The following is a 26,600-nucleotide window of genomic DNA, read 5'->3' as shown; positions in this document are numbered from 1 at the left end:
GGTAAGATCAGTAAGTTTACCGAAGCAGTACAGTTTCAAAACGGAGGGGTGGCCGAGCGGCTTAAGGCAGCGGTCTTGAAAACCGCCGATGGGAAACCATCCGAGAGTTCGAATCTCTCCTCCTCCGCCACATTTTACAGGCCAGCACATAGTGCTGGCCTGTTTCGTTTCTGCCATTCCGGTTTTTTCCTCCAGTCCGAAAAAAGCACGCCTCTTCCGATGACGCGCGGCTGCGCATTCATCTGCCCGATGCATCTCTGCTATAGTCCACTCACTGTTTTTGCAAACATCTGGCGCTTTTCTGAGGCGAGCTGAGTTACACTGTTAAATACATCGCTCTGAGGCGAGCTAATCGGTTGATAGCCAGAGTGTTTCTTTACTGAATGAATGGAATAGGCACAATGATCAAGAAACTGAGTCTTTGCGCATTGTCAGTGCTCGCTGCATTGCCGGTCGGAACGGTAGCATTTGCTGCTGATGGCGATATGCAGCTGCAACAGGTGCTGATGTTAAGCCGTCACAATCTGCGTGCGCCGCTGGCCGATAATGGCAGCGTGCTGGAGCAGTCGACCAAAAAGAGCTGGCCGCAGTGGGATGTTCCCGGCGGACAGCTGACCACCAAAGGTGGCGTGCTGGAAGTCTACATGGGTAACTACACCCGTCAGTGGTTGGCACAGCAGGGCCTGGTGAAGAACGGCAGCTGCCCTGACAGCAATAACGTCTTTGTTTACGCGAACAGCCTGCAGCGCACTGTCGCTACCGCGCAGTTCTTCGTCAATGGTGCCTTTCCTGGCTGTGACGTTGCCGTCACGCATCAGGATGAAATGGGCTCCATGGATCCCGTATTCAATCCGGTCATCACCGATGACAGTGAAGCCTTCAATAAAAAAGCGCTGGCCGCCATGGCCGCCGCCAATGAGAAACTGTCACTGAAGCCCGCCTTCCAGCGTCTGGAAAAGATTGTCGACTACAAAGCTTCGCCTGCCTGTAACAATAAAAAGCAGTGCGACCTCAGCAGTGGTCAGAACACCTTCAGCGCTGAAAACGGTAAAGAGCCAACGGTCAGTGGCCCGCTGAAAGTGGGTAATTCGCTGATGGATGCCTTTACGCTGCAATATTACGAAGGTTTCCCGCTGGAGCAGGTTGCCTGGGGCCAGATCAAAACGCCTGAACAGTGGAAAGAGCTGTCAGCGATTAAAAATGGTTATCAGGACGCGCTGTTTACCAGCCCGGACGTTTCCCGTGAAGTGGCGGCTCCGCTGGTGGATTACATCCGCAGTCAGTTAGTGGATCAGGACAAAGCCAACGCACCGAAAATCACGCTGATGGTTGGTCATGACTCGAACATCGCTTCACTGCTGAGTGCGTTACAGGTTAAGCCTTATGAATTGCCTGACACCTATGAAAAAACGCCAATTGGCGGTCAGGTTGTTTTCGAACGCTGGCATGATGCGAAAAACGATAAAGATCTGCTCAAGGTGGAGTATGTCTATCAGACCGCCGATCAGCTGCGCAATGCGGATGTACTGAGCCTGAAGAACCCACCGAAGCGCGTGACGTTGCAGCTGGCGGGTTGTGAGGCCGATGCGAATGGCTATTGCAGCTGGGATCAGTTCTCTCAGGTGCTGAATGCGGCACTGCAGGGTACACCGATGCAGCCTGCTGCGGCACCACAACCGGCAGCTCAGGCTGACGATGACAGTGCGAAAGCCGCCGCGACGCAGGATGCTGCAGCCGATAAAGCTGAAGCGGACAAAGCGACCTCAGCCAAAGAGAAATCTGACGCAGACAAAGCTGCCGCTGAGAAGTCAGAGGCGGGTAAAGCCGCAGCGGAAAAAGCCGCAGCCGATAAAGCTGCTGCAGAAAAGGCAAAAGCGGATAAGGCTGCAGCTGAGAAAGCCGCGGCTGAAAAGGCAAAAGCTGACAAAGCAGCAGCAGAAGAAAAAGCCGCCGCTGAGAAAGCGAAAGCCGACAATGCAGCAGAATCAGCCAGTGACAATAAAGCCACGACTGACAAAGCTGACGCCGCGAACGCGCCTGCAACGGCACACAATGACAATTCAACGTCAGCAGCTGTGGCCACACAGTAATTACGCTTTCCGGCCGATAATAAAAAACCCCGTCGCGACGGGGTTTTTTTATGGCTGCAGGACGATTAACCCGCCACGACCACCAGCTTCTGGTTAGCAAACTCTTTGATGCCAAGATCAGAAAGCTCACGGCCATAGCCTGAACGTTTCACACCACCAAATGGCAGCTCAGCAGAGGTATCGCTCTGGGAGTTGATAAACACCATGCCGGTTTCAATGGCAGACGCCAGTTTACGACCGCGTGCGATATCACGAGTCCAGACCGATCCACCCAGACCATAGTGCGAGTCGTTCGCCAGCGCCACAGCCGCCTGATCATCACCCACGACATAAACCTGCGCCACCGGGCCGAAGAACTCCTGATAATAGGCAGGATTATCCGGGGTAATGCCGGTCAGAATGGTGGGCTGATAGAAGCAACCTTCACCTTCAACGGCTTTACCGCCCGTCACCAGTTTTGCACCATTAGCCACCGCTTCGTTTACCTGTTTCACCAGACGGTCGCGTGCGTCAGCGGAAGAGAGCGGGCCAAGCGTGGTTTTCTCATCCAGCGGATCGCCCAGCGTGGCGGCACTCAGCGCGGCACTGAACTGGCTGATAAAGCGATCGGCAATCTTCTCATGCAGAATAAAACGTTTTGCGGCGGTACAGACCTGGCCGCAGTTGCTGAGACGCGCCTGCACGCCCTGGCGGACGGCTTCGTCAAGATCGGCATCGTCCAGCACCACAAACACGTCATTGCCGCCCAGTTCCAGCGTCGATTTTTTCAGATGCTTACCGGCCTGCTCAGCCACGGCGCTGCCTGCGCGCTCGGAACCGGTCAGAGCAACGCCCTGAACCCGGTCGTCAGCAATCAGATCGGCGACCTGATCGGTTGAGATGAACAGGTTAGTCCATGCACCTTCAGGTGCACCCGCTTCACGCACCAGCTTTTCAAAGACATCGGCACAGTGCGGCACGATATTGGCATGTTTCGCCAGCACCGGGTTACCCAGCGCCAGGTTAGGGGCCAGTACGCGCATCAGCTGATAGTAAGGGAAGTTCCACGGCTCGACGGCGACTAACACGCCAATCGGATGATACTCAACCCAGGCTTCGCCCAGCTCGCTGGGATAGGACTGCGGCTGAAGAATACGTTCTGCATTCTCTGCGTAGTAGCGGGCAATCTGTGAACAGATTTTCACTTCGCCACGGCTCTGACCAATCAGTTTCCCCATCTCTTTACTGGCGATGGTGGCCAGTTCTTCCGCGCGGCTATCAATCAGGTCAGCCAGTTTTTTCAGTACCTGCAGACGTGGCTGGATCTCACCTTTGCTCCATGATGAGTGGAAAAGGCGATCGGCGACGTCCAGGGCATGGCTGACAGCGGCCTCATCATGCGACGGCCAACTTTTCAGCAACTGGTTATTGGCGGGATTAATGCTTTGATAGGAAGACATAGCGTACTCCTTGGTGAGCTAAAAATGAGGGCGGGAAGGTCCCGCCCCTGAATCAGACGTTCTTACGTTCTACGGGCTTGTCATCCCAGGTCAGGAGATCTTTATCGGTTTTTTCAAAGGCACGAATCAGCACATCATCGCTGCCTTGCTGACGCCAGATCTCTTCTGCCAGTCTCTCATCGTAATTCGCCACTTCGAAAATGGCCTCGGCAATTTCAGGGGAGGTATGACGCAGACTGGCCCACTCGCCAACGTGGTGTGCTTTCGATTGTTCAGTAGACATACTTTTCTCCTTTGTTTAAATCAGTCCTGCAGTTTCACTGTCAGTCCGGCAACGTGTTCACCCTGGAAACGGGCAATATTCAGTTCCGCTTCTGTCGGCTGACGCGAACCATCGCCGCCCACCAGCGTGGTCGCACCATAAGGCGTGCCACCGCGAACCTGTGAGATATCAAACAACTCTTTGGTGCCGTAACCGATAGGCACAATTACCATGCCGTGATGCGCCAGCGTGGTCCAGACCGAGGTAATGGTCTGTTCCTGACCGCCGCCAGTGCCGGTTGAGGTAAAGACGCTGGCAACCTTGCCAAACAGCGCGCCTGACGCCCAGAGACCGCCGGTGCGGTCCCAGAACGTCCGCATCTGTCCGGACATGTTGCCAAAGCGGGTCGGGGTGCCGACGATAATCGCGTCATACTGCGGCAGTACCTCAGGCGTCGCTTCTGCTGCCTGCTGATTGGTTTTGCCGCCCACCTGTGCAAAGCGATCGGCCTCCATCGTTTCTGGTACCCGCAGGATATCCACTTCCGCGCCGGGAACCCGACGAGCGCCTTCTGCAACCGCGTTCGCCATCGTTTCAATATGTCCGTACATCGAGTAATAGAGCACCAGAATTTTGGCCATAAATCTCTCCAGGTGGTTTTGACGTCCAGAAAAAGTATAGAAGAGCTTTCGTTTTACGCAGGCGATACGGAAACGGAGGCAAACAAGTCGGGCAATAAATCCGCAGCTAATCGGTTGTAAGTCGGCAGAATGTTCGTTGTTTAATCAAATTGCTGGTGATTACTCTGTTGCTAAATGTGACTGTCGGGCGAGTAAAAGAAGAATCTGGCTATTATTTAAGCATGAGTTGAATTCTGGCTTCAGGCCGTCAGCTCTCTGCTATTTCATTCTTATTTATCGCACTACGCGACAGGAGCAAATCATGACAACACATCGTGGAGGTTCAGGAAATTTTGCTGAGAACCGTGAACGTGCCGCAGAAGCGGGACGCAAAGGGGGAAAAAACAGCGGCGGTAATTTCAAAAACGATCCGCAGCGCGCTGCGCGCGCCGGTGAAAAGGGCGGGCGCAGCAGTCCTAAAAAAGCGGACGCATAATCCCACTCTGCCGCCGGTTAAGGCCGGCGGTTAACGTCGTTGCTTTTCCCCCTCGCTCTCCCCACAATATCGTCCGGACACATCATCAGGTGAATTATGTCGGACACACCCCGCGGTTTAACTCTGCGCCTGACGCGGCAGGAGCTGGTATTACTTTTTATCACCATGATCTGGGGCGGCACCTTCCTGGTGGTGCATCGTGCGATGCAGCATTCCGGCCCGTTCTTCTTTGTCGGACTGCGTTTCGCCACCGCCGCGCTGCTGCTGGCACTGTTTTTCCGCCGTTATCTGGCCGGCATGACCTGGCTGGAAGTAAAAGCGGGCACGCTGATCGGCCTGTCGATTGCCGGGGGTTATGGTCTTCAGACCTGGGGCATGCAGACTATCTCCAGCAGCCAGTCTGCGTTTCTTACTGCGCTTTATGTTCCGGTGGTGCCGCTGCTGCAGTGGCTGTTTTTACGCCGTCCGCCGGGATTGATGTCGTGGCTGGGGATTGTGCTGGCATTTACCGGCTTGTTGCTGGTGGCCGGACCGCAGGATGGCCGCATCAGCCTGAATGCAGGTGAAATAGCGACGCTACTCAGCACCCTGGCGATTGCCGCCGAGATTATCTTAATCAGCCGCTATGCCGGTCAGGTTGATGTACGCCGCGTGACGCTAATCCAGCTGGCGGTGGCGTCGCTGTGTGCCTTTGTGCTGATGATCCCCAATGGGGAAACGGTGCCTGTAATCTCAACGCCGCTGCTGCTCAGCGCGCTGGGGCTGGGCGCGACCAGCGCACTGATTCAGGTCACCATGAACTGGGCGCAACGCAGCGTTTCGCCAACCCGCGCCACGGTAATCTATGCCGGAGAACCGGTCTGGGCGGGCGTCGTGGGGCGTATTGCCGGTGAGCGCCTGCCTGCGCTGGCGTTGCTGGGTGGGGCGCTGATCGTCTGCGGCGTGATCGTCAGTGAGCTGCGGCTGAAACGGAAAAAAGCGGTGCAGCCTGCTGCCACACCGCTGGAGTAATTAACCCTGCTGTCGCGCCAGCGGTTTGTCCTGCTGCGCGCTGCGACGGCGCAGAATGGCATTGAGTATAATCGCGCCAAAGGTGGCAGTGCCGATCCCGCCCAGCGTGAAAGAGCCGATCTTCAGCGCGAAATCCCCTGCGCCGAGCACCAGCGTGGTGGCAACCATAATCAGATTACTGTTCTGACCTAAATCGACATGGTTCTGCACCCAGATGCGTGCGCCCGCCACCGCAATCAGCCCGAACACCACAATGGATGCGCCGCCAATCACCGGGGCCGGAATGGTGTGGATCAGCGCACCAAACTTCGGTGAGAAACCGGCGAGGATGGCAATGATGGCTGCAGCGACAAACGCCAGCGTGGAGTAGACCTTAGTCACGGCCATCACACCGATATTCTCGGCATAGGTGGTTACGCCACTGCCGCCCATCGAGCCGGAAAGCATCGTGGCCAGTCCATCGCCCACAAAGGCACGTCCCATGTAAGGATCGAGGTTACGGCCGGTCATGCCCGCCACGGCTTTCAGGTGTCCCAGATTTTCCGCCACCAGAATGATCGCCACCGGGGCGATCAGTACCATCGCCTGCAGATCAAAGGTCGGTGCGGTGGTGTGCGGCAGGCCAAACCAGGCGGCCTGTGACAGCAGGGTAAAATCGACCGGCTTGCCCAGTCCCAGAACATTGGTCAGCAGCGCATAGATCGCCCAGGCCAGAATCAGGCCGACCAGAATCAGCAGGCGCTGTACCATCCCGCGGGTAAACACGGCAACCAGACCGATACAGAGCACGGTCATCACCGCGACCCAGCTGTCAAATGAAGAGGCGGAGACGCTATGAACCGCAATCGGTGCCAGATTCAGCCCGATCGCCATCACCACCGCACCGGTTACTACCGGCGGCATCAGATTTTCAATCCAGCGCGTGCCTGACTTCATGACCACCAGCCCAATCAGCGTGTAGAGCAGGCCGCAGGCGATTACGCCGCCCAGCGCCACGCTGAGGTTGGGATTCAGTCCCTGACCACTGAAGCCGGTCACCGCAATCACGACGCCAACAAAGGCGGCGCTCGACCCGAGATAGCTGGGCACGCGACCACCGGTGATAAAGAAGAACAGCAGGGTACCAATACCTGAGACCAGAATCGCCAGATTGGGATCCAGCCCCATCAGCAGCGGCATCAGCACCGTTGCGCCAAACATCGCCACCGCATGCTGCAAACCCAGCACCAGCGTCTGCCCCAGCGGCAGTGTCTCATCCGGGGCGATAATGCCGTTTTCTGTCAGTGCCGACTTCTTTTGCCATTGCGGAAACCAGGATCGTGCCATCGTCTACTCCAGAGCGTGATGAATGCCGGTAAGTTTCAGGGAAGAGTTATCAGGCATCCTGCCGCAACAGGGGATGGTAGCCCCGGTCAAACCACATAAGGCCGTGGGTATCATCATTTCGCACGATGCCCACGACTTCGCAGAACAGGGTGTCATGCGTACCGACGCTGACAATCTGCGTAATGCGGCAGTCAAAGGAGGCAACCGCGCCGCTCAGTACCGGCGAGCCGGTCACGGCCGTCGACCACTCAGCGGCACTAAACCGCTCGGCCATCGGCGTTTTCCCGCCGAACAGAGTAGAAAGCGCTTCGTGTCCCGCCGCCAGTGTATTGACGCAAAGCTGCATGTTGTCGCGAAAAACCGGATAAACTGAGGCGGAACGGTTAAGGCAGACCAGCAGCGTCGGCGGTGAATCGGTGACGCTGCACACCGCCGAGGCGGTAAAGCCTGCGCGTCCGGCCGGACCTTCCGTGGTGATGATGTTGACCGCCGCACCCAGCCGCGACATCGCATGACGAAACTCAGTTTTCTCAACGTCTGGGGTAAGGGTTTCCAGGCTCATAGTGTTCTCCACGAAAGGGTTATCCTGCGACGCGCTGCAGTGGCTGCACGTCATCCGTCTGATCCAGCCACTGCAGCAGCAGGGCATTAAAGTTGTCGGGGTCGGTGACGCTCATGGCGTGGCCACCCCAGGCCATCATCTCTTCAGTGGCGTTCGGAAGCGCCCCGGCCAGCGCCACTGAGCAGCTCCATGGCACCAGCAGATCGTCCTGGCTGGCGATGACCAGCACCGGCTGTGGAATGCCGGCAGCCCGTGCGCTGAAGTCAGCGCTCATCAGGGCGTGCAGTCGTCGCATCAGGTTTTCCATCCCCTGAAAATGCGTCACATGATGACTATCTTCCTGCTCCAGCCGTATCTGATGCTCTGCCATCCACTCAGCAGGATAGAGAAACAGCGGCTGAGCACGGACGAAGGCCTCGACGCCGACATTGAGCAGCAAATCCTGACGCACCTGGAAGCAACGGCGGGTATGCGGATGCAGTGTCAGCCAGCCGTTGATCACCACAATCCGTTCGATCCGATCCGGATAATCCAGCGCCAGCTGCATGCCCACCAGACCGCCCAGTGCGTGACCGATCACGCTGAAGCGCAGGATGCCGTGCTGCGCCAGCGCGTCAGCCAGCTCTGCCGCCATCATCGCCATGCTGTAGCCTTCCGGTAAGCTGTCCGCGCTGCGACCGGTACCGCGCTGGTCATAGAGCACGACCCGATAGCGTGCCGTCAGCGCCGCCAGCTGTGGCTGCCAGAAACCCGCCACGCCGCCCAGACCGGAAGAGAGCACCAGCGTCGGTGCCTCGGGATTTTGCAGGCCCAGAATATCCAGCTGCATCAGACCTCCGGCTTGCCGATATGCGCCACGCTGGCGATTTCAATCAGCGCGTCAGGCTTGACCAGTCCGCACTGAATGCAGAAACGGGCAGGCTTTTCACCGGGAAAGTATTCGGCGTAAACCTGATTCACCGCGGCGTAATTCGACCAGTCGGTGATAAAGATCGAGTTAAATGTCACATCGGCCATCGTGCCACCGGCGGTCTCAATCACCTTTTTAATCGTTTCCAGCACGTGACGGGCCTGCGCGGCGGCATCACCTACATGGACCACGTTGTTGTCACCATCAAACGGCAGCGTACCCGAGACATAGACCACACCATCTGCCAGCGTGCCAGGGACAAACGGGGCGATGGGTGTGGTGGTGCCTGGCGGCACAATAATACTTTTCGGCATAGCGACGTCCTCTTCGTGAGTTAGCGGGCATTCAGGCTTTCGCAGAAGGTATCGACATCCGATACCCAGCCAAAAAAGGTTTCGATATTGAACAGCGCCGCCTGCTGAGCAAAGGGCGGGCCAGCCTGATAGGTGGCGTCTTCCAGCACCACGCCGAAGTACTCCAGAAAGAAGCCGTCACGCAGCGTCGATTCCACACAGACGTTGGTGGCGATGCCGGTGAAAATCAGATGACGGATCCCGCGACTGCGCAGCATGCTGTCGAGCGGGGTGTTATAGAAGCCGCTGTAACGCGATTTTGGCAGTACGATGTCACCGGCCTGTGGCACCAGCTCATCGACCAGCGCGTAATCCCAGCCGCCTTTCGACAGCAGCGAGCCCTGAAGTTCGGGCCGTTTACGCATGGTTTTCAGCGCATTCGATTTGTGGAAGTTGGGGGAACCGGCATCACCGGCTTCAACGTAGTCACTGTCCCAGCCATTCTGGAACCAGATGATCTGCACGCCGGCCGCACGCGCCGTCGTCACCGCCTGATGGATCTTCGCAATCACCGGCTTCGTCGCAGAAACATCAAAGCCCGCCAGATCCAGGTAGCCACCCTCAGTGGCGTAGGCGTTCTGCATATCCACGACAATCAGCGCCGTCTGGCCTGGCGGAAAGGCGATCGGCTCAGGACGAGCAGGCAGTTCAACCTGCGGAACATCCGGTGTGTGGGCACAATAAACGGTACTCATTATGCCACCTCCTGCTGTGCGTCGAGCAGGGCGCTGCGACAGGCCATCAGCGGCTGAATGTGCTGACCGAAGTTCTCAATACCTTCCAGGAAATCATCAAAGGTCAGCAGCACGCCGTGCGTGCCTTCTACCTGCGCCACTTCATCAAGCATCCGCGCTACGTTTGCGTACGAACCCACCAGCGTGCCCATATTGATATTGACGGCGGAGGTCGGGTCCGCCATCTGGCGCACATTGGTGTCGCTACCTGATTTGGTATCCTGCTGACTCTGGGTAGTGAGCCACGAGAGCGCCTCTTCATCCGCACCGGCTTTGTAGTGTTCCCACTTAGCCCGTGCCTCTTCATCTGTTTCGGCGGCAATGATCATAAACAGCACATAGGAGCCGACATCTCGGCCTGCTTTTTCTGCGGCCTGCTTCATGCGAATTGAAGTCGAACTGAACGCAGCAGGCGTATTCACCCCTTTGCCGAAGCAGAAGTTGTAATCGGCGTGCTGAGCGGAGAAGGCCATACCGGCATCGCTCTGACCGGCGCAGATCACCTTCATCGCACGCTGCGGCTGTGGACTGACGCGGCAGTCATTCATCGTGAAGAACTCACCTTTGAAGTCCGATTTTCCGGTGCCCCACAGGTCGCGCAGCACGGTAACGTACTCGGTCAGATAAGAATAACGGCTGCCGAAGTACTCGTCGCCCGGCCACATTCCCATCTGTTCATATTCTGGTTTCTGCCAGCCGGTCACCAGATTAACGCCGAAACGACCGCCTGAAATGGAATCAATCGTGGATGCCATGCGCGCTACAATCGCCGGAGGCAGCGTCAGGGTGGCCGCGGTGGCGTAGATTTCAATACGTGAGGTGACGGCCGCCAGGCCCGCCATCAGGGTGAATGACTCCAGGTTATGATCCCAGAACTCTGTTTTTCCGCCGAAGCCGCGCAGTTTGATCATCGAGAGCGCAAAGTCGAAGTGGTAATGCTCTGCTTTCAGCACGATGGCTTTGTTCAGTTCAAAGGTCGGCATGTACTGCGGCGCGTTGGACGAAATCAGCCAGCCATTGTTACCAATCGGAATAAAGACGCCTATCTTCATGTGAAACCTCGTTGCGATGGGGGAAAGGTGTTTCACGCGCTGCACTGCATCCTGCTACGTCCGTATAAGCTGCGCTCAGTCACAACTCTGCAAACGGTGTGCCACTTTTTTTATTGTTATAAATAACAAACAGTTAAAATTAACCCATAAGAGGTAAGTGGAGTAACTGGTCCATTTCGGACCATCTGGTCAAAATTCACTGCACATTTTGCATGCAGGCTGAGCAAAAAAGGTGCAGGGAGCGGATTGGGCAGCGACTCATCCCTTTGCTATGATGCGCTGACACCAGAAGGATGAGGTAAACGTGTGAATAGCGATGAAAAAAAGCCAACGCGTCGTTCGCGTGCGGTGGCAGCGAAGCGGGCTGCCATACTGGAAGCGGCGTTAACCTTCTTCTCACAGTTTGGTATCCACGGCACCAGCCTTGATAAGGTGGCCGAGCTGGCCGATGTCTCTAAAACCAACCTGCTCTACTATTTTCCCTCTAAAGAAGTGCTCTACGTGGCGGTGCTGAAACAGATTCTGGATGTCTGGCTGGCACCATTGCGCGCGCTGGCGCACGATCAGGATCCGCTGGTGGCCATCCGGCGTTACATCCGGCTAAAGCTGGAAGTGTCACGCGATCATCCTCAGGCTTCCCGGCTGTTCTGCCTGGAGATGCTGCAGGGCGCACCCTTGCTGAAAGGAGAACTGGCGGGCGATCTCAAACAACTGGTGGATGACAAAGCGGCTATTATTGAACGCTGGATTGATGAAGGACGGCTGGCGGGCGTACAGCCACAGCACCTGATCTTTATGCTGTGGGCCACCACGCAACATTATGCCGACTTTGCCACCCAGGTTGAGGCCGTGACTGGTCAGACGCTCAGCGATCCGGCGTTTTTCGATCAGACCGTCGAAAACGTCCAGCGCATGATCATTGAAGGGATTCGCGTACGCTAATTCAGGACACATTCACAATTCGGTGACGGAGTGAATCGATGGATTCTGTTTCGCAGTTGGTGTTGGGTGCTTCGGTCAGTGTGGCGGTGATGGGACGTCGGGTGCCGATCTGGCAGGCTGCGCTGGTAGGTGGCGTCTGCGGCACCTTACCCGATCTGGATGTGTTTATTGACCATGGTGATGCGATACGCAACATGACGCTGCATCGCACGGAAACACATGCGCTACTCTGGCTTACGCTGATCTCACCTCTGATGGCGTGGGGGATTGCAGGACTCTTTCGTCAGCGGGTGAAGTGGGCGGTATGGTGGCCCGCGATCTGGCTGGCGCTGATTACCCATCCGCTGCTTGATTTAATGACGGTGTACGGCACCCAGCTTGGTCTGCCAGTCACCGATTATCCCTATGCCATTGGCAGTATTTATATCGTCGATCCCCTCTATACGTTGCCGTTGCTGATAGGGCTGGGTGTCGCACTGTGGCGTCGTGGTGACAAAGGCATGCGCAGTAACCGGATCGGCCTGGCGCTGAGTACGCTTTATCTGCTCTGGAGTGTGGTGATTCAGGGCGTCGCAGGCTGGCAGATTCGTGATTCGCTGACGGCGCAGGGCATTGCGGCCAATAAAGTCCTGGTGACGCCCACAGCCTTCAACACGCTGATCTGGCGCAGCGTGATTATGACGCCGGATCGCTATGGCGAAGCCTACTGGTCGCTGTTGTCGCCCTCGCATCCTCTGCAGGTGGCGTGGTATCCGCGACATCCTGAACTGTTCGACGCCTTCCGGGGCAGCTGGTATGCAGAACGTGTCGCCTGGTTCAGCCACGGCTTCTACGCTCTGCGTGAGCAGGATGGGCAGACCACGATAGCCGACCTGCGCATGGGCGAAGGCGATAACTATACCTTCACCTTTGGCCTGGGCACACCTCAGCAACCCGATTCGCGGCCGCAGCGCTTACCTTATGAACGCCCCACGTTGTCCGCCATTTTCTCTGCGCTGGGAGAACGCCTGTAAAAAAAAGCCCGGTCAGGTCACCGGGCTTTTTACATGCCGTCAGCGATTAGCGGCTGCGGCGATGACGCAACGTCCAGCCCACACCCAGCAGCGCAAACCAGAGTGGCGTGACCATCAGTGCCTGGCGTGTATCTTCCTGCAGCGTCAGCAGCACCAGCACAAATGCAAAGAAGGCCATGCAGACCCAGCACATGAATTTGCCCAGTGGCATCTTAAAGGCCGATTTAGCATGGCGCTCAGGATGCTTTTTACGGTAAGCCAGATAGCTGCACAGAATGATGGTCCAGACGAACATAAACAGAATGGCTGAAACGGTAGTCACCAGTGTAAAGACCTTCATCACATCCGGGATCAGGTAGATCAACGCCACACCGAGCAGCAGACACAGGCAGGAGAAGAACAGGCCGGTAGTCGGGACCGCTCGGGCAGAGAGACGACCAAACGCGCGGCTCGCGACGCCCTGCTGCGAGAGGCCATAAAGCATACGGCTGGTGGAGAAGATGCCGCTGTTGGCTGAAGAGGCAGCAGAGGTCAGCACGACAAAGTTAACGATACTCGCCGCAGCAGGCAGGCCAATCAGCACGAACATCTCGACAAACGGACTGCGGTCGGCCATCACCTGGGTCCACGGCGTCACCGCCATAATCACCATCAGCGCCAGCACATAAAACATAATGACGCGCAGCGGAATCGCGTTAATCGCGCGCGGTAAGACTTTATGTGGATCGTGGGTTTCAGCCGCTGCCGTTCCGACCAGTTCAATGCCGACAAAGGCAAACACCGCAATCTGGAATCCGGCAAAGAAGCCGCTGAGTCCTTTCGGGAACATTCCGCCGTGATCCCAGATGTTGCTCAGCGCCGCGGTGCCACCGCCGGGTGAAGGGTAGTGAATCGAGACCAGTACAATGCCGGTGACGATCAGCGCGACAATGGCGACGATTTTGATTATCGCGAACCAGAACTCCATCTCACCAAACAGCTTAACTGTGGCGATGTTCAGCGCCAGAAAAACCACCACGCAGAGCAGGGCGCTCATCCAGATCGAGAAACCCGGAAACCAGAGCTGGAAATAGGCGCTGATGGCCACGACGTCGGCGATGCCGGTTACCACCCAGCAGAACCAGTAAGTCCAGCCGGTGAAATAGCCCGCCCACGGCCCAAGCAGATCCGCGGCAAAATCGCTGAAAGACTTGTACTCAAGGTTGGAGAGCAGCAGCTCGCCCATGGCGCGCATCACGAAGAACAGCATAAAGCCGATGATCATATAGACGAAAATGATCGAGGGACCAGCCAGACTGATGGTTTTACCGGAACCCATAAAGAGGCCGGTACCGATAGCGCCACCGATGGCGATGAGCTGAATATGGCGGTTGTGCAGATTGCGCTGTAGCTTGTCGGGCGCGTCGTGGGCGCGTGCGGTTTCTTTAGATTGATCAACCATAGAATTGTCTTTCCTGTCTTGATGTTGTGTCAGCTCTGCTGGCTGTTAATAAACGCGTCTGCCCAGGGGGCAAGTGGGCATAAGATAGAGGAAGAGGGCCGGAATCGGGTAACGCTTTTTTATCAATTGTGAAGCCTGACGCTCCGTAAGCCGTAATAACGGACGGTTTCGTACAATCCTGCGTCAGTCTGGGTAATTATTCATCACGTTCTGTCAGGCAGACGGCATGAAGCGGAATGTGCTTCTACACTTTTTAGTTATTAATCATTATGCTGCAAAGGGAATTATGCGTCCGCTTATCCTGTTTCTGCTGTTAATTGCGCTGGGATGGGTCAGCTTACCCTGGCTTAAGCAGCATCTCCCGCCGCAGTTCAATCCCTTTACACCGCTCTCCGTCACCGATCCCCCTGGCTGGATGACGCAGATAAAGATGAAAAGGCTTACCCAGGATCCCGACGCATGTCTGGCGGTGATGCGTCGTGCCCAGCAGGCGGGCTGGGTGAGTTTCAGCGAGCGTCCGGCCGTCACGGGCTACTGTCCGATCGGCCATCCGCTGCGAATTCAGAAATTTGGCCCGGTCAGCCTCAGCAGCAGCTTTCTCGCCAGCTGTCCAATGGCGGTTGCCAGCACCATGTATGCTCTGCGCAGTCGGGACCAGATCGCCCGGGATATGCATAGTCCACTGGTACGAATTACCCATGTTGGCAGCTATGCCTGTCGTAATATTTATCACCGCGCAGAGGGGCGGCTCAGTGAGCATGCCACCGCCGATGCCTGGGATGTGACCGGCTTTCAGCTGGCTGATGGCCAGCGGCTTGAGGTCAGTCGTCACTGGCAACAGCCAGAAGAGAAAGCGGCTATGCTGCACACGCTATGGCGGGGTGGCTGTGACGTATTCGGTAATGCGCTGGGGCCGGACTACAACGCCGCGCACGCCTCACATTTTCATCTGGGTATGCGTGGCGCGGGCTACTGCCGATAAATCTTCTGGCAGGATTAATACCATGTTTGATTAAGAATTAAACAGCCGGTAAGGGGGAAACCAATCCATTTATCATCGCCAGCGCGGACACACCTGACAATGAACCAGCAGCAAATCAGGAGGCTGATCAGGCAGCCTTTTTCAGGTCCATAAGTTACAACAGAAAAGTGCTCGTCAATGCAGTCAGAATTAAAATTTCGGCGTCTCATCTGAACAGTGCCAGCAACGTCAGGATGAAATTAATTCACGATGCTGCAAAGTGAATTAAGGGAAATTAATTGCATCGATAAAGCATGCAGCATCAAATAACAATCGGGGATTTACCCGTTGCAATTTTTTTTCAGTGATTTAGTTGCGTGACTATCGGTAAAGTGATTTTCATGACTAAAATAGAGTCAGGGTTGAGCGTATTGCTGCCATAACGTACTGTCAGCATAAATAGTGATCTATGCCACGTATTCCGTTCAGGCATAAGATAAATAAAGCTGATTTTTTTAATGCGCCGCTTTTAGTTCAGATTATTCGCAGTCAAAAAAACTGCTTAAAGGCTGAGCGGGTCGACTCGTCCGCTGGTCAACGCAGTCGGGCAGGATTTTCGCAGAATATTGTTATTACAAAGCCCTTGGTTACGTCTGTCGGGCAGCAACGGCAAGAGGAGCAGAATCAGCATTGAGAGGTCGCAGGTGCAGTCTGTGAACCCGTTAGCTTTTCCGGATTGGGAGGCGCGTGCTGCGGTGTAGAAGGACTTATCACAGGAATGCGGCATCGCCTGAAGAGCAAAGCTTATTTCCTGATAAAAAATATGCCAGCAGTTTTCCGCTGCCGCTTCGCTTATTGAGAAGTAATTAACGCTTTGTTTACGCATTATTTACTCAATGTCTTGTAGACCAATTCAATATTTTCAGCAGCTCTCCAGTAGCTGAGATAAAATTCAATTCATCGTCAGGGATTGAATTTCTATCAGAAAAATCTTATTCTCCTGGGGTGATTGAAATTGCTGTGGCCGGCCTCACATTACAGGGGCAGGAGCATTTTTTCACTCCGTCCTGACGGTGAAGAACTTTATGCGCTGCAGAGGGTGACGGGTTCACCTCAACGATAAATTAATTTTCTGCTGTTAATTTAATTTATCCGATGAATCCGAATGAATAATACCGGAAGGGCGAGTGAAATTAACGCTGAGGCAATATGAGTTTTGAAAACTATTTCGCCTGGCGAAGTGAGGTGAAAGAGAAATTTCAGGCATTAACGGCTTCTTCTGAGTTGAAGACGTTATTGCAACAGCTTACTGAATCAATGGGCTTCGATTATTTTGCCTTTTTGATTCAGCATCCGGTGCCATTTACCCGGCCGCGTATTCATTTACATAGCACCTATCCCAAATTATGGGTTAAACGTTATGAGAAGCAGAATTATTACGCTGTCGATCCGGTGCTTGCATTGTGTCAGCGACCGGGCAGAGGGATGGTCTGGATTGAGGAACAGTTCGCTGACGCCGGCAATCTTTGGCATGAGGCGAGAGAATATGGGCTGCAGAGCGGATTTTCTTGCTCCGCAATGGCACCAAATCGCGTCATTGGTATATTATCTATATCGTCGCAACAGCCCATTTCTGTCCAGCTCCGCCATGCTGAGCTGGAGGTGAAACTACACCTTTTAGCGGAACTAAGCCTGGATACGTTGGAGCGCTTTAGCGATGATGCAATGATGGTACTAAAAAAAGCGTTTAGTCAGCGCGAGCTGGAAATTCTGAAATGGACAGCCGAAGGAAAAACGGCGGTCGAAATTTCACTTATTTTATCCATCTCTGAACATACCGTTAACTTTCACCAAAAAAATATGCAAAAGCGTTTCAATGTTTCCAATAAAACGCAGATTGCCTGCTACGCAGCGGCAATCGGACTGATTTGAACATAACACAACTGCTACATTTGGCAGTTCCTTTGTACAGGTCTGTTGTCTACCCTGCGCCGGGGCTTTGCCAGGCTGGCGCAAAGAAATCATTGCAAACATGGGGATGTCAGAGGCGCATGATGAAAATAGTGCAAACGCAATTAAAGGATATGCCATCCTCTTTGCTTGCCGAACTCGGCAGCTACCGTTATAGCGTTTTTGCGCGCGGCGAAGGGTGGTCAATACCACCTCGCCTGAGCACGCCAGGACAGGAGTATGATCGCTACGATCGATCAGATGTCACCTGGCTAATCGCATGGAATGCGCGCGAGGGCATTAGTGGCTGCGCGCGTCTGATGCCCTGGTTCGAACCTGAGCAGAGTGAAGGCATTGTGTTGCCTTTCAGCCATGAGAAAGTGTGGGAGATGTCGCGCTTCTCGGCACGGCTGGAAGTTGACGCGGAACTGCCGCTGAACATTCTCTGGCACGCGGTACAGCTGGCAGAGCTGAACGGCATGGAATACATCATCAGTTCGGCAACGCCGATGCTGGAGAAGATGTTTGAGGAGCATGGCGTGGTGTATGAGCCGCTGACGCCGGGACTCATTCTGTCAGAAGATAATCTGTTTGCGATCCGTATTCCGGTAATTCAGCCCGCTCTGGCAGAGAAATATCGGGGAACACGTCGTTTCAGCCCGGAAGAGGTGCTGCCAACGCTGGGCGTGTCGGTTAACTGGCAGGCACACAGTTAGCGTATTTGCCCCCGCTGCTGGGGGCAAAAAAGCTTACTGACGGTAGGCTGTTTTAATCTGTTTGATGGTATTGCTGAACACTTCCGCCTGAGGCTTATCGCCCAGCGTCTGCACATAGCGTTCCATGTTAATAATCACTTTTCCGGCATCAGCCTGTCCCATACCTTTCAGAATGAGGGTGATCATCATCTTCAGGCCTGCGATTTCATCCGCTAATTTCCGGGCTTCCTGGGAAGTTGCAAAATCTTCATCGCTCATGCGTTTCTCCTTGGTGAATGACAACGTGTCGGCAATTTGTCCGAACAGCAGTGCGTGAGTATATCATAGGGGCAGTAAGTTGCTGAGACGGCCGCTTCGCTTCGCCTTAAAAGGCTGGTTTGTCCAGTACAACTAATCAATCGCTGAAAGTAATCACAGGCTTCATCGACTCAGCCGTCGCGAGGATGTACGGCACTAAACCTTAAAGCGAGACGGTGTTAATTGACTGAAAAAAATAGTATTTATTAATTTTTTCGCGGTCCGGTCTTTTATCATTACCGCCGGTTAATCTCTTCCGGACGGGCCTGGCAGCAATCATGTAATGCTTACACTGTTTTGCTTTGTTGATGTGCTTTTGAGGTAAAAGCGGGTATGATTGATGCCTGAAATCGTGAATTGCTTCTTCTTTTTTAGCCTCTGGAGTTTCCCCGTTGATCAGTGTGCTTCTTGTTGATGACCATGAACTTGTCCGTGCGGGTATCCGTCGCATCCTGGAGGATGTGAAAGGTCTGGCCGTGGTCGGAGAGGTCAACTGTGGCGAGGATGCCGCCAGATGGTGCCGTGCCAATCAGGTTGATGTGATCCTCATGGACATGAACATGCCGGGGATCGGCGGACTGGAGGCGACGCGCAAAATCGTGCGTTATAATCCTGATATCAAAATTATCATGCTGACCATTCACACGGAAAATCCGCTGCCTGCTAAAGTGATGCAGGCGGGTGCAGCAGGCTACCTCAGTAAAGGGGCGGCACCACAGGAAGTGATTAATGCGATTCGCTCGGTGAATGCCGGTCAGCGCTACATCGCGTCAGACATTGCTCAGCAGATGGCGCTGAGCCAGATTGAGCCGCAAAAAGCGGAATCGCCTTTCAGCTGTTTGTCGGAAAGGGAATTGCAGATTATGCTGATGATCACCCGGGGACAAAAGGTGACGGAAATTTCCGAGCAGTTAAATCTCAGTCCTAAAACCGTTAACAGTTACCGCTACCGGATGTTCAGTAAGCTGAATATCAGTGGCGACGTAGAGTTAACGCATCTGGCCATTCGACATGGCCTCTATAATGCGGAGCCGTTAATCAGTAGTGAATGACGTTTTTGATTCTAAAGCCTTTCTGAGTACGGTAACCAGCAAACCCGGTGTTTACCGCATGTATGACGCCTCAGGCACCGTCATCTATGTGGGCAAAGCCAAAGACCTGAAGAAGCGTCTCACCAGCTACTTCCGCACTCAGGTCGGCAGCCGCAAAACCGAAGCGCTGGTCAGCAATATCCAGCACATCGATGTCACCGTTACCCACACCGAAACCGAAGCGCTGCTGCTTGAGCATAACTACATTAAGCTCTATCAGCCGCGCTATAACGTACTGCTGCGCGACGATAAATCATATCCCTATATTTTTCTCAGCAGTGATACCCATCCGCGGCTGGCGATGCACCGTGGCGCAAAGCATGCCAAAGGCGAATACTTTGGCCCGTTCCCCAACGGCTATGCGGTGCGCGAGACGCTGGGCCTGCTGCAAAAAGTCTTTCCTGTCCGCCAGTGTGAAAACAGCGTCTACCGCAATCGCTCCCGGCCCTGTCTGCAATATCAGATTGGTCGCTGTCTTGGTCCCTGTGTCGCGGGCCTGGTCAGTGAAGAGGAGTATGCGCAGCAGACGGATTACGTACGCCTGTTTTTAGCCGGTAAAGATGATCAGGTTCTTAATCAGCTGGTCAAACGTATGGAAGAGGCGAGCATTGGCCTGCGCTTCGAAGAAGCGGCACGACTGCGCGATCAGATTCAGGCTGTGCGCCGCATCACCGAAAAGCAGTTTGTCTCCAATCAGGGTGATGACCTGGATGTGATGGGTGTGGCTTATGAAGCAGGTATGGCCTGTCTTCACGTGCTGTTTATCCGTCAGGGCAAAGTGTTAGGCAGCCGCAGCTACTTCCCGAAAGTGCCGGTGGATACCGACCTGGCCGAAGTGGTTCAGACCTTTGTCGGGCAGTTCTATCTGCAGGGCAGCGAGGCACGTACGCTGCCGGGTGATATTCTGCTGGACTTTACCCTGCCGGAGCGTGAGCTGCTGGCGGAGTCGCTCAGTTCACTGGCAGGACGCCGGGTAAATATCCAGAGCAAGCCGCGCGGCGATCGCGCCCGTTATCTTAAGCTGGCGCGCACTAACGCCGCGACGGCATTAACCACGCGTCTGTCGCAGCACTCCACGATTCATCAGCGGCTGATGGCGCTGGCAGAGTTTCTTGAGCTCGACAAGATCAAACGCATGGAGTGTTTCGATATCAGCCACACCATGGGTGAGCAGACCATCGCCTCCTGTGTGGTGTTTGACCAGAATGGTCCGCTGCGTGCTGACTATCGTCGCTATAACATCACCGGGATTACGCCGGGCGATGATTATGCTGCCATGAATCAGGTGTTACGACGCCGGTATGGTAAAGCGATTGAAGAAGATAAAATCCCGGATGTGATTCTGATTGATGGTGGTAAAGGCCAGCTTTCTCAGGCTAAGCAGGTTTTCGCGGAGCTGGATGTGCCCTGGGACAAAAACCGGCCCATTTTACTCGGCGTCGCCAAAGGCAGCGACCGTAAAGCCGGACTGGAAACGCTGTTCTTTGAGGCGGAAGGTGAGGGTGTTTCGCTGCCACCGGATGCGCCAGCACTGCATGTAATTCAGCACATTCGTGATGACGCTCACAATCATGCCATTTCAGGTCATCGTAAAAAACGGGCCAAAGTAAAGAACACCAGCGCACTGGAAAGCATCGAAGGCGTAGGGCCGAAACGGCGTCAGCAACTGCTTAAGTACATGGGGGGCCTGCAGCCGCTGATGAATGCGTCAGTGGAGGAGATCGCCAATGTACCTGGCATCTCACACGCGCTGGCAGAAAAAATATACTACTCGTTGAAACACTAGCATTGAAACAGGGGGGGCAATGTAGGAACATAGGCTAAATTTTACCTATATCCAGACAGTTACCGGCATATGCAATTAAACATCCCGACGTGTCTCACCCTGTTTCGAGTCGTGCTCATCCCGTTCTTTGTGCTGGCTTTCTATCTGCCGTTCACCTGGGCGCCGCTGGCTACCGCACTGATTTTCGTTTTTGCTGCCATCACCGACTGGTTTGATGGCTTTCTGGCACGCCGCTGGAAGCAGACAACGCGCTTTGGTGCGTTTCTCGATCCGGTAGCGGATAAAGTGATGGTGGCGATTGCGCTGGTGCTGGTGGCGGAATATTTCCACGCCTGGTGGATTACGCTGCCTGCAGCCACCATGATTGCCCGCGAGATCATTATCTCTGCGCTGCGTGAATGGATGGCGGAGATTGGCAAACGCAGCAGCGTGTCGGTTTCCTGGATTGGTAAAGTGAAAACCACCGCTCAGATGTTCTCCCTGTTTGCCTTGCTGTGGCGTCCTGATGCTACCGTTGTGGCGGTTGGCGTAGTCGCGTTATACATTGCTGCAGTGCTGACTTTCTGGTCTATGTTCCAGTATTTAAGCGCTGCGCGCGGCGATCTGCTCGAACCGTGATCGATACGATTTAAAAAGCAGCAAACGGACACGCAGTGAGGATAATTTTATTGACTCATTGCGTCATCTAAGTAGAATGCAACGCATCGAACGGCAGCCAGGATGCCAGAAGATAAATAAAATCAGCAGGTTCGACGAAATTGCTGAAAATTGCGGGAATAGCTCAGTTGGTAGAGCACGACCTTGCCAAGGTCGGGGTCGCGAGTTCGAGTCTCGTTTCCCGCTCCAGATTCGCAGGTCAGGTTAGCCTGACGGCACATCAGTTTAAGGCGCGTTGGCAGAGTGGCTATGCAGCGGATTGCAAATCCGTGTACCTCGGTTCGACTCCGGGACGCGCCTCCAGTTACACCCTGCCCGGGTGGTGAAATCGGTAGACACAAGGGATTTAAAATCCCTCGGCTGTAAGGCTGTGCGGGTTCAAGTCCCGCCCCGGGCACCATATCGCTTTACCAATAAAATCAATGATAAGCAGTGTCGTATGACCGCCCTTCAGAGGCGGTTTTTTTGTGCCTGAATTCCGTTTCCTAATATCCTTTCATAATAATTCCTTCTAACTTTCTTTCCGGCCCGCTTACCGTTGATTGATGCACTGTGTTGTTACTAATGTCTTTATCATCAACGTTATGACATCCATATGAACGATCGCTTACCTAATGACAGGGCATTACACTCTAGGTGAGACCGTAGCAGAGTTTTTTGCGGAAGATTTTGTCAGTATGGATGTTATCTTAGACGCTACTTTTTGCCTCTGACGCATGAAGTTTGACGGTATTGGAGCAACAAGAGTTAGGCTACTTAGTTCACCAAAGATGAGAGCGCTGGTGCAAAAACTGCTCGCTGAATCAGTGCTGGATTAGAGGAGTCAGAGGTATCTCTAGGGCAAAATTTTTGATGAAATATCAGAAAAGGCTTGCGGTTGGAAGTTATGTTTAAGGAATCGTGCCTGCAAGCCAGCCGCTCTATGCGTGTTTACTCGCTATTATGTGGCTCTGTGCTTAGCTGCGGATGCGCAGTTCGTCACTGTGCTGACGTATTGATTGAGGGTGTATCTCTACTTGCTGGCAGGGAGAGGCTGCAAATCATCTTTTTAGCAGGACGCGACCACCGGGTGTTACTGATCGCAAAGTTTGGATAAGTGTGTGAGTTGTAGAGATGGGGTATCAATCAGAGCTTAACATTATTGCGTGGAAAGCGAAAAAGCAGCATTTAAATGCTGCTTTTTATATTTAAAATCTCATTTGAAAAATAAAAATTATTGATTTATTTTTCAGTTTTGTCGTTTTTTTGAGTGGCTAATAGTACTTTCAAATCAGTAAGTTGGTTAGATGTTTCTTTAAACCCATTATCAATTTTATCTTCGACTCTATCGACCCGAAGTGATAGCTCTTGTTTGGAGGTAAGCATTGTTTGGCTTAACTCCTGTCTCAAAGCTGTGTTCTTGTCTGAAATTGAGTTCGAAATTGACCAAGCAGCAGTTACCGCCACTCCGACTACAGTTAAGAGTGCCAAACCCATTGTCACTCTGAACTCGATCTTGCCAATCAAACCTGTTGCAGTCATGTTTTCTTCCTGCTTTGGTATTTCATCATGTTGCGAAGCAACTGCCTCTTTATGAAAGCTGCTTTCAACATATAGAGCTCCTCTAGGAAAGCTGCTTTGTGCATACATTGTAGGTTCTGCAATAACTCTTTGCACTTTACCGTCTGCTTCAACCGCAAACATTAGTGTTGGAAGTTTTGTCTCATTGTTATCCGGGTGCAGAGGCAGGTAATCCTGGTTCATCAGGCTTTACCTTCTGAGGTTTCTCCAGAACCTGCACGGAATTTTTTAAGGCGTTCGGCAATCCTCTCTCTACTGAAAAGGAATAGATAGCCACAAGATCTGCACTCCATCGCCATGACACTGACGCCACCTTTAGATATTATAGATGGCAACTCTCCAGATGTGCCAAAAGGCACGAAAAGAGTCATGGTCTTCTCGTCATCATCCGTACTGTCACGCTCGGTATCAGCAGAAAGCATCCATTTGGTTGAGTCGCAAAACGGACATGAATGAGTTTTGTCCCCAAATGTGCCCATGAACTCAACTGCATCCTCAAACGTAACAGTGTTGTCATCTGCCATATCTACTCCTCCTTCTTGACATCATAAACCATGCGCTCCATGCATACATTAAGCTATAGAAAATTAAGAAGATTCGCTACGTGTGCTTTAGGAAAACTCATGAATTGGTGTTGGTAATCTTAAGGTAACTCTAAGAGGGTTATCGGAAGAATACGCACTTACTTCAATGTTAATTCAGGCGTTACATATTGCTCTGCAATAGCCGGAAACGACTTTATTAACCCCTACCATTTGAACTAAAACTCATTGAAATTATGCCAGAAAAATATGTTTGCTGATACGTAAACACGAACACTTCGACTTAACTTGAGCATTAGTTGATAAATTTGTATCGAACTCAAAACATTAAACATCTTAATTTTACTTAAAGAGTTTATTCAATAAGTCTTTGAACTAAATAAATAATTTCCTTCAGGGCGCTTATGCGAGCCTGTAAACTGTTCCATTATGTTATTTGCCTTGTGTCTGTCCGCCAACGACAGGGACAACCACTATTTTCCTGTCATATGCTGCAGTCTGTTCCACGTTTTTATGGCCCGTAATGGCTCTTTTCTCGTATAAATCCCCCTCCAGATCAGACACGCCCTTGGCCTTCAAATCATGAAATGTGAAATCAAAAAGAAGCTCAGGGAATTTAAGCTTTGCCGCCTCACGCGCAGCACTCCAGCGACTGTTAAACCCGTCCCGCGTGTAGCCAGAGCCATTAGGCTGGTGGATGATGAAAATACTGCTCATCCCTGGTTTGAGGGGCAATTCCGATGCCATTTTGATAGCTGCTGCAAACCTTGGCGACCACGCCTTGATCTGAGCAACACTGGTTTTACTCTGTTTAATCAGTATGCCCTCATCCATGATCTGACTCTTTTTCATTGCGAGAATGTCACCCTGACGCGAGCAGGTGAGGTATGCCAGTTCCATAGCCACCTTCACCACAACTGGCGCACACGAATAGAGAGCCTGGTACTCAGCATCGGTTACATACCGATCCCTCGACACCTCTTTAAACTTCTTAACTCCCTTGGTTGGATTACCTTTGACCATGCCACGCTCATAGGCCCAGCGGTACATGCGGGACATAAACGCCTTTTCCCGGTTGGCTTGCACCCGGCTTTTTAATCCGCGCTTATCCATATACTTTCTTACATGCTCAGGTCGAATTGCATCAGAGGGCATGGCACCAAAAACAGCCAAAACATTTTTTGAATATTTAAGGTAATCACGCTGTGTTTCGCGCGCCAGTTCGAAAAAATCAGCAGATTTGAAAAAACGCTCAGCCAGTGACGCGAGCAGTTTGTCGTCAGGCACCTCATTGTTCAGCGCTTCATATGCAGCCCATACCGATGACTGCGCAGCATCCAGCGCACATAGGCGGATAGCGCCCCCGTTTTTTGGATGGAACTCATAGGCTGACCTGCCGCGATAAACGCGGGGCGGCATCCAAGCGTCAGCAGCGTTTTTGCGAACGCGAGCCATTAATCCAATGCTCCAAAATTGGGTTCAGGCTGATTGGCCTCCGGAGTTTTTCGCGATGATATAGGATCATTGAAATGCGTCCAGGTTGTTCTGGGGCGACCATCACGGCGGACCACAAAAAATATTCCCGCCTCTTTTAGGCATTGGCACTGTTTTGACGGGATTTTATAGCCGGTTATTTTTTCGATATCGGCATCAGAAATTATCGCGTTATCAATATCAGACATCTCGTTCTCTCCACACAACCCGCTGCAGCAGGTCTGATGAGCCGTGACAGGGCACGGCTTATCGATGTTTACAATTTCTGTCTTCGCGGACTTGGCGAAGCGTGTCTTGGTTAAAAATCATGAGACGTTCACTTATGGCCACCTAACATTACAGGGCGCAGCCAGATGCAATAGGGGCCGTCCTCGGTATCGTGAATGGAGCCGATGAACCAGCCTTTACCTTGGGGCTTAGATGGCTGCCATGAGGAGATGTCACCTCCAAGCTCACCATCGAAATAATTTTCAGCAACTTCAGATGCCGCAGCATCAGATTCGAGGGATAGTGTGAACGATTCTAGGTTGTGCTGACGCAGCCACGCGCTGAACTCGCCGGGAACGGCATACTCGTTACCGTTCGCTGGCACAAAATAGTCTGGGTGTGTCCAGAAGCCGTCTTCATCACGCAATGCTGCCATATGTTTAATGCTCATAGCGTTTCTCCTTAACCCATACATTCCATGTAAATCCCGCTCGCAATCAGTCGGGCACGTCGTTTAGCTGCAGCGCGGTGGCGTTGGATAGCCTCCTCTGAACGGTCATTGCTCTGGTTAATCACCATTGGTGGCAGTGCCTGCGGAGCAACCCTGCGTGGACTCCTGACCAGCGTATAGGTACGGTCTACTGAGTTGCGACCGAGGCAGACCGGATTGGATGCCTCAACTTGCAACGTTTTTCCGCCATGCCGCATTGTGTTGAGAATGAGCCGGTTAAATTCCCGGAGGGTTATCCCCATCCATTCGGCCAGCTCGCGGCCTGTCGCTGGACCTTTTGATAACCGCCAGGTTAGTTTTTCGCTAAACCCGGCATTAGGGCCGTGGCTGCGACGATAGTGGGCAACTTTCTTCATGGTTGCGCCTCCTGCTGAGCAGGGCGGAAACGTACAGGGCGGCGTACAAGAGACATGCCGGTGCGTGCGGTGCGTTTCAGGTTGAGCTGCGAAACAAGCCGCGACGTGTAATCGCCTGGAGTGTTACAGATGAGGCGTGGTTGGGGGTATTCGTCGAAAATTTCAGTAATCAGATCGTCTATGTCCAAGATCATAATCCGTTCCTCGATTATGGCTGGTGG

30 protein-coding genes and 4 tRNA genes are annotated in these 26,600 nt (G+C 53.3%); 15 read left to right on the top strand and 19 right to left on the bottom strand.

From position 1 onward, the window contains the following. Positions 1–42 precede the first annotated feature (42 nt). Positions 43–130, top strand: a tRNA-Ser gene (locus tag EGO56_RS12505). A gap of 271 nt (positions 131–401) precedes the next feature. Next, a complete protein-coding gene (gene agp / locus EGO56_RS12500) occupies positions 402–2,090 on the top strand; it encodes a bifunctional glucose-1-phosphatase/inositol phosphatase (RefSeq protein ID WP_185948862.1) in 1,689 nt (562 codons plus the stop codon). 65 nt (positions 2,091–2,155) lie between these two features. Here agp and EGO56_RS12495 read toward each other — a convergent pair whose 3' ends face one another. The 3 genes from EGO56_RS12495 to wrbA are packed head-to-tail and all read right to left on the bottom strand — an operon-like array spanning position 2,156 to position 4,432. Then, a complete protein-coding gene (locus EGO56_RS12495; protein WP_135909452.1) occupies positions 2,156–3,529 on the bottom strand; it encodes an NAD-dependent succinate-semialdehyde dehydrogenase in 1,374 nt (457 codons plus the stop codon). A 52-nt stretch (positions 3,530–3,581) separates the two neighbouring features. Further along, entirely contained in the window at positions 3,582–3,812 is a 231-nt protein-coding gene (locus tag EGO56_RS12490; RefSeq protein WP_003850006.1) for a YccJ family protein, read from the bottom strand. A gap of 20 nt (positions 3,813–3,832) precedes the next feature. Further along, positions 3,833–4,432, bottom strand: a complete 600-nt coding sequence (gene wrbA / locus EGO56_RS12485; RefSeq protein ID WP_135909450.1) for an NAD(P)H:quinone oxidoreductase — start codon at positions 4,430–4,432, stop codon at positions 3,833–3,835. A gap of 301 nt (positions 4,433–4,733) precedes the next feature. On the opposite strand from wrbA, the gene EGO56_RS12480 reads away from it, so the two are divergent. Continuing rightward, positions 4,734–4,907: a con-10 family general stress protein gene (locus EGO56_RS12480; protein WP_013357370.1), complete on the top strand. Its 174-nt coding sequence runs from the start codon at positions 4,734–4,736 to the stop codon at positions 4,905–4,907. Between the two features lie 96 nt (positions 4,908–5,003). Further along, positions 5,004–5,918, top strand: a complete 915-nt coding sequence (locus EGO56_RS12475; protein ID WP_135909448.1) for a DMT family transporter — start codon at positions 5,004–5,006, stop codon at positions 5,916–5,918. Here the strand turns inward: EGO56_RS12475 and rutG are convergent, their stop codons facing one another. From rutG to rutA, 6 genes are read right to left on the bottom strand one after another with little or no spacing between them, the layout of a single operon-like run. Then, the gene (gene rutG / locus EGO56_RS12470; protein WP_013357372.1) at positions 5,919–7,244 is read right to left on the bottom strand and encodes a pyrimidine utilization transport protein G; all 1,326 of its coding nucleotides are present in this window, start codon (positions 7,242–7,244) and stop codon (positions 5,919–5,921) included. 49 nt (positions 7,245–7,293) lie between these two features. Further along, positions 7,294–7,806 carry an NADH-dependent FMN reductase RutF gene (rutF, locus tag EGO56_RS12465; protein WP_135909446.1) on the bottom strand — a complete coding sequence of 171 codons (513 nt, stop codon included), beginning with the start codon at positions 7,804–7,806 and terminating at the stop codon, positions 7,294–7,296. Positions 7,807–7,825: 19 nt separating this feature from the next. Then, the gene (gene rutD / locus EGO56_RS12460) at positions 7,826–8,635 is read right to left on the bottom strand and encodes a pyrimidine utilization protein D (RefSeq protein ID WP_135909444.1); all 810 of its coding nucleotides are present in this window, start codon (positions 8,633–8,635) and stop codon (positions 7,826–7,828) included. After that, positions 8,635–9,030: a pyrimidine utilization protein C gene (gene rutC / locus EGO56_RS12455; protein WP_135909443.1), complete on the bottom strand. Its 396-nt coding sequence runs from the start codon at positions 9,028–9,030 to the stop codon at positions 8,635–8,637. Before rutC ends, rutD begins: the two co-directional genes overlap by 1 nt. Positions 9,031–9,050: 20 nt before the next feature. After that, a complete protein-coding gene (gene rutB / locus EGO56_RS12450) occupies positions 9,051–9,764 on the bottom strand; it encodes a pyrimidine utilization protein B (RefSeq protein WP_135909441.1) in 714 nt (237 codons plus the stop codon). Then, positions 9,764–10,855 (bottom strand): pyrimidine utilization protein A, encoded by a 1,092-nt coding sequence (gene rutA, locus EGO56_RS12445; protein ID WP_135909439.1) that lies wholly within the window; start codon positions 10,853–10,855, stop codon positions 9,764–9,766. The genes rutB and rutA overlap by 1 nt, the downstream gene beginning before the upstream one ends. Positions 10,856–11,161: 306 nt before the next feature. On the opposite strand from rutA, the gene rutR reads away from it, so the two are divergent. Next, positions 11,162–11,797: an HTH-type transcriptional regulator RutR gene (gene rutR / locus EGO56_RS12440; protein WP_013357377.1), complete on the top strand. Its 636-nt coding sequence runs from the start codon at positions 11,162–11,164 to the stop codon at positions 11,795–11,797. A gap of 38 nt (positions 11,798–11,835) precedes the next feature. Continuing rightward, positions 11,836–12,810 (top strand): metal-dependent hydrolase, encoded by a 975-nt coding sequence (locus EGO56_RS12435; RefSeq protein ID WP_135909437.1) that lies wholly within the window; start codon positions 11,836–11,838, stop codon positions 12,808–12,810. Between the two features lie 46 nt (positions 12,811–12,856). Here EGO56_RS12435 and cycA read toward each other — a convergent pair whose 3' ends face one another. Beyond that, positions 12,857–14,251: a D-serine/D-alanine/glycine transporter gene (gene cycA, locus EGO56_RS12430; protein ID WP_013357379.1), complete on the bottom strand. Its 1,395-nt coding sequence runs from the start codon at positions 14,249–14,251 to the stop codon at positions 12,857–12,859. A gap of 286 nt (positions 14,252–14,537) precedes the next feature. Between cycA and EGO56_RS12425 the strand changes: the two genes are divergently transcribed. Beyond that, a complete protein-coding gene (locus tag EGO56_RS12425) occupies positions 14,538–15,233 on the top strand; it encodes an extensin-like domain-containing protein (protein WP_135909435.1) in 696 nt (231 codons plus the stop codon). A gap of 541 nt (positions 15,234–15,774) precedes the next feature. On the opposite strand, the gene EGO56_RS12420 is transcribed toward EGO56_RS12425, so the two are convergent. Continuing rightward, positions 15,775–16,098 carry a hypothetical protein gene (locus EGO56_RS12420; RefSeq protein ID WP_135909433.1) on the bottom strand — a complete coding sequence of 108 codons (324 nt, stop codon included), beginning with the start codon at positions 16,096–16,098 and terminating at the stop codon, positions 15,775–15,777. Between the two features lie 323 nt (positions 16,099–16,421). Here EGO56_RS12420 and sdiA point away from each other — a divergent pair, with 323 nt between their 5' ends. Beyond that, entirely contained in the window at positions 16,422–17,144 is a 723-nt protein-coding gene (gene sdiA, locus EGO56_RS12415) for an autoinducer binding domain-containing protein (RefSeq protein WP_135909431.1), read from the top strand. Positions 17,145–17,266: 122 nt separating this feature from the next. Continuing rightward, positions 17,267–17,878 carry an acyl-homoserine-lactone synthase gene (locus EGO56_RS12410; RefSeq protein WP_098051009.1) on the top strand — a complete coding sequence of 204 codons (612 nt, stop codon included), beginning with the start codon at positions 17,267–17,269 and terminating at the stop codon, positions 17,876–17,878. 33 nt (positions 17,879–17,911) lie between these two features. Here EGO56_RS12410 and EGO56_RS12405 read toward each other — a convergent pair whose 3' ends face one another. Next, entirely contained in the window at positions 17,912–18,136 is a 225-nt protein-coding gene (locus EGO56_RS12405; RefSeq protein ID WP_003849983.1) for a DUF2594 family protein, read from the bottom strand. A 431-nt stretch (positions 18,137–18,567) separates the two neighbouring features. Between EGO56_RS12405 and uvrY the strand changes: the two genes are divergently transcribed. From uvrY to EGO56_RS12375, 6 genes are all read left to right on the top strand, one after another. Then, the gene (gene uvrY, locus EGO56_RS12400; protein ID WP_013357383.1) at positions 18,568–19,227 is read left to right on the top strand and encodes a UvrY/SirA/GacA family response regulator transcription factor; all 660 of its coding nucleotides are present in this window, start codon (positions 18,568–18,570) and stop codon (positions 19,225–19,227) included. Then, positions 19,220–21,052 carry an excinuclease ABC subunit UvrC gene (uvrC, locus tag EGO56_RS12395; protein WP_135909429.1) on the top strand — a complete coding sequence of 611 codons (1,833 nt, stop codon included), beginning with the start codon at positions 19,220–19,222 and terminating at the stop codon, positions 21,050–21,052. The genes uvrY and uvrC overlap by 8 nt, the downstream gene beginning before the upstream one ends. Positions 21,053–21,121: 69 nt before the next feature. After that, positions 21,122–21,670, top strand: a complete 549-nt coding sequence (pgsA, locus tag EGO56_RS12390) for a CDP-diacylglycerol--glycerol-3-phosphate 3-phosphatidyltransferase (protein WP_013357385.1) — start codon at positions 21,122–21,124, stop codon at positions 21,668–21,670. Positions 21,671–21,822: 152 nt separating this feature from the next. Continuing rightward, positions 21,823–21,898, top strand: a tRNA-Gly gene (locus EGO56_RS12385). 40 nt (positions 21,899–21,938) lie between these two features. Next, positions 21,939–22,012: transfer RNA gene (locus EGO56_RS12380), tRNA-Cys, on the top strand. A 10-nt stretch (positions 22,013–22,022) separates the two neighbouring features. Continuing rightward, positions 22,023–22,109 (top strand) — tRNA-Leu (locus EGO56_RS12375). An 821-nt stretch (positions 22,110–22,930) separates the two neighbouring features. Here the strand turns inward: EGO56_RS12375 and EGO56_RS12370 are convergent. From EGO56_RS12370 to EGO56_RS12340, 7 genes are all read right to left on the bottom strand, one after another. Beyond that, on the bottom strand, positions 22,931–23,452 hold the full coding sequence (locus tag EGO56_RS12370; RefSeq protein WP_135909427.1) for a peptidoglycan DD-metalloendopeptidase family protein: 522 nt from the start codon (positions 23,450–23,452) through the stop codon (positions 22,931–22,933). Continuing rightward, complete coding sequence (locus EGO56_RS12365; RefSeq protein ID WP_135909425.1) at positions 23,452–23,793, bottom strand: hypothetical protein; 342 nt, start codon at positions 23,791–23,793, stop codon at positions 23,452–23,454. The genes EGO56_RS12370 and EGO56_RS12365 overlap by 1 nt, the downstream gene beginning before the upstream one ends. Positions 23,794–24,243: 450 nt before the next feature. Then, complete coding sequence (locus EGO56_RS12360) at positions 24,244–25,266, bottom strand: tyrosine-type recombinase/integrase (RefSeq protein WP_135909423.1); 1,023 nt, start codon at positions 25,264–25,266, stop codon at positions 24,244–24,246. Beyond that, a complete protein-coding gene (locus EGO56_RS12355) occupies positions 25,266–25,493 on the bottom strand; it encodes a DUF4224 domain-containing protein (protein WP_135909421.1) in 228 nt (75 codons plus the stop codon). The genes EGO56_RS12360 and EGO56_RS12355 overlap by 1 nt, the downstream gene beginning before the upstream one ends. Positions 25,494–25,621: 128 nt before the next feature. Beyond that, complete coding sequence (locus EGO56_RS12350) at positions 25,622–25,963, bottom strand: hypothetical protein (RefSeq protein ID WP_135909419.1); 342 nt, start codon at positions 25,961–25,963, stop codon at positions 25,622–25,624. A gap of 11 nt (positions 25,964–25,974) precedes the next feature. Next, on the bottom strand, positions 25,975–26,379 hold the full coding sequence (locus EGO56_RS12345) for a hypothetical protein (protein WP_135909417.1): 405 nt from the start codon (positions 26,377–26,379) through the stop codon (positions 25,975–25,977). Further along, on the bottom strand, positions 26,376–26,573 hold the full coding sequence (locus EGO56_RS12340; protein ID WP_135909415.1) for a hypothetical protein: 198 nt from the start codon (positions 26,571–26,573) through the stop codon (positions 26,376–26,378). Before EGO56_RS12340 ends, EGO56_RS12345 begins: the two co-directional genes overlap by 4 nt. Positions 26,574–26,600: the final 27 nt, after the last annotated feature.

Origin of the sequence: Pantoea vagans, assembly GCF_004792415.1 — a bacterium.
Taxonomy (GTDB): Bacteria; Pseudomonadota; Gammaproteobacteria; order Enterobacterales; family Enterobacteriaceae; genus Pantoea; species Pantoea vagans.
Note: the sequence above shows the minus strand (reverse complement) of the source record. Positions and strands in the feature narration are given on the sequence as shown.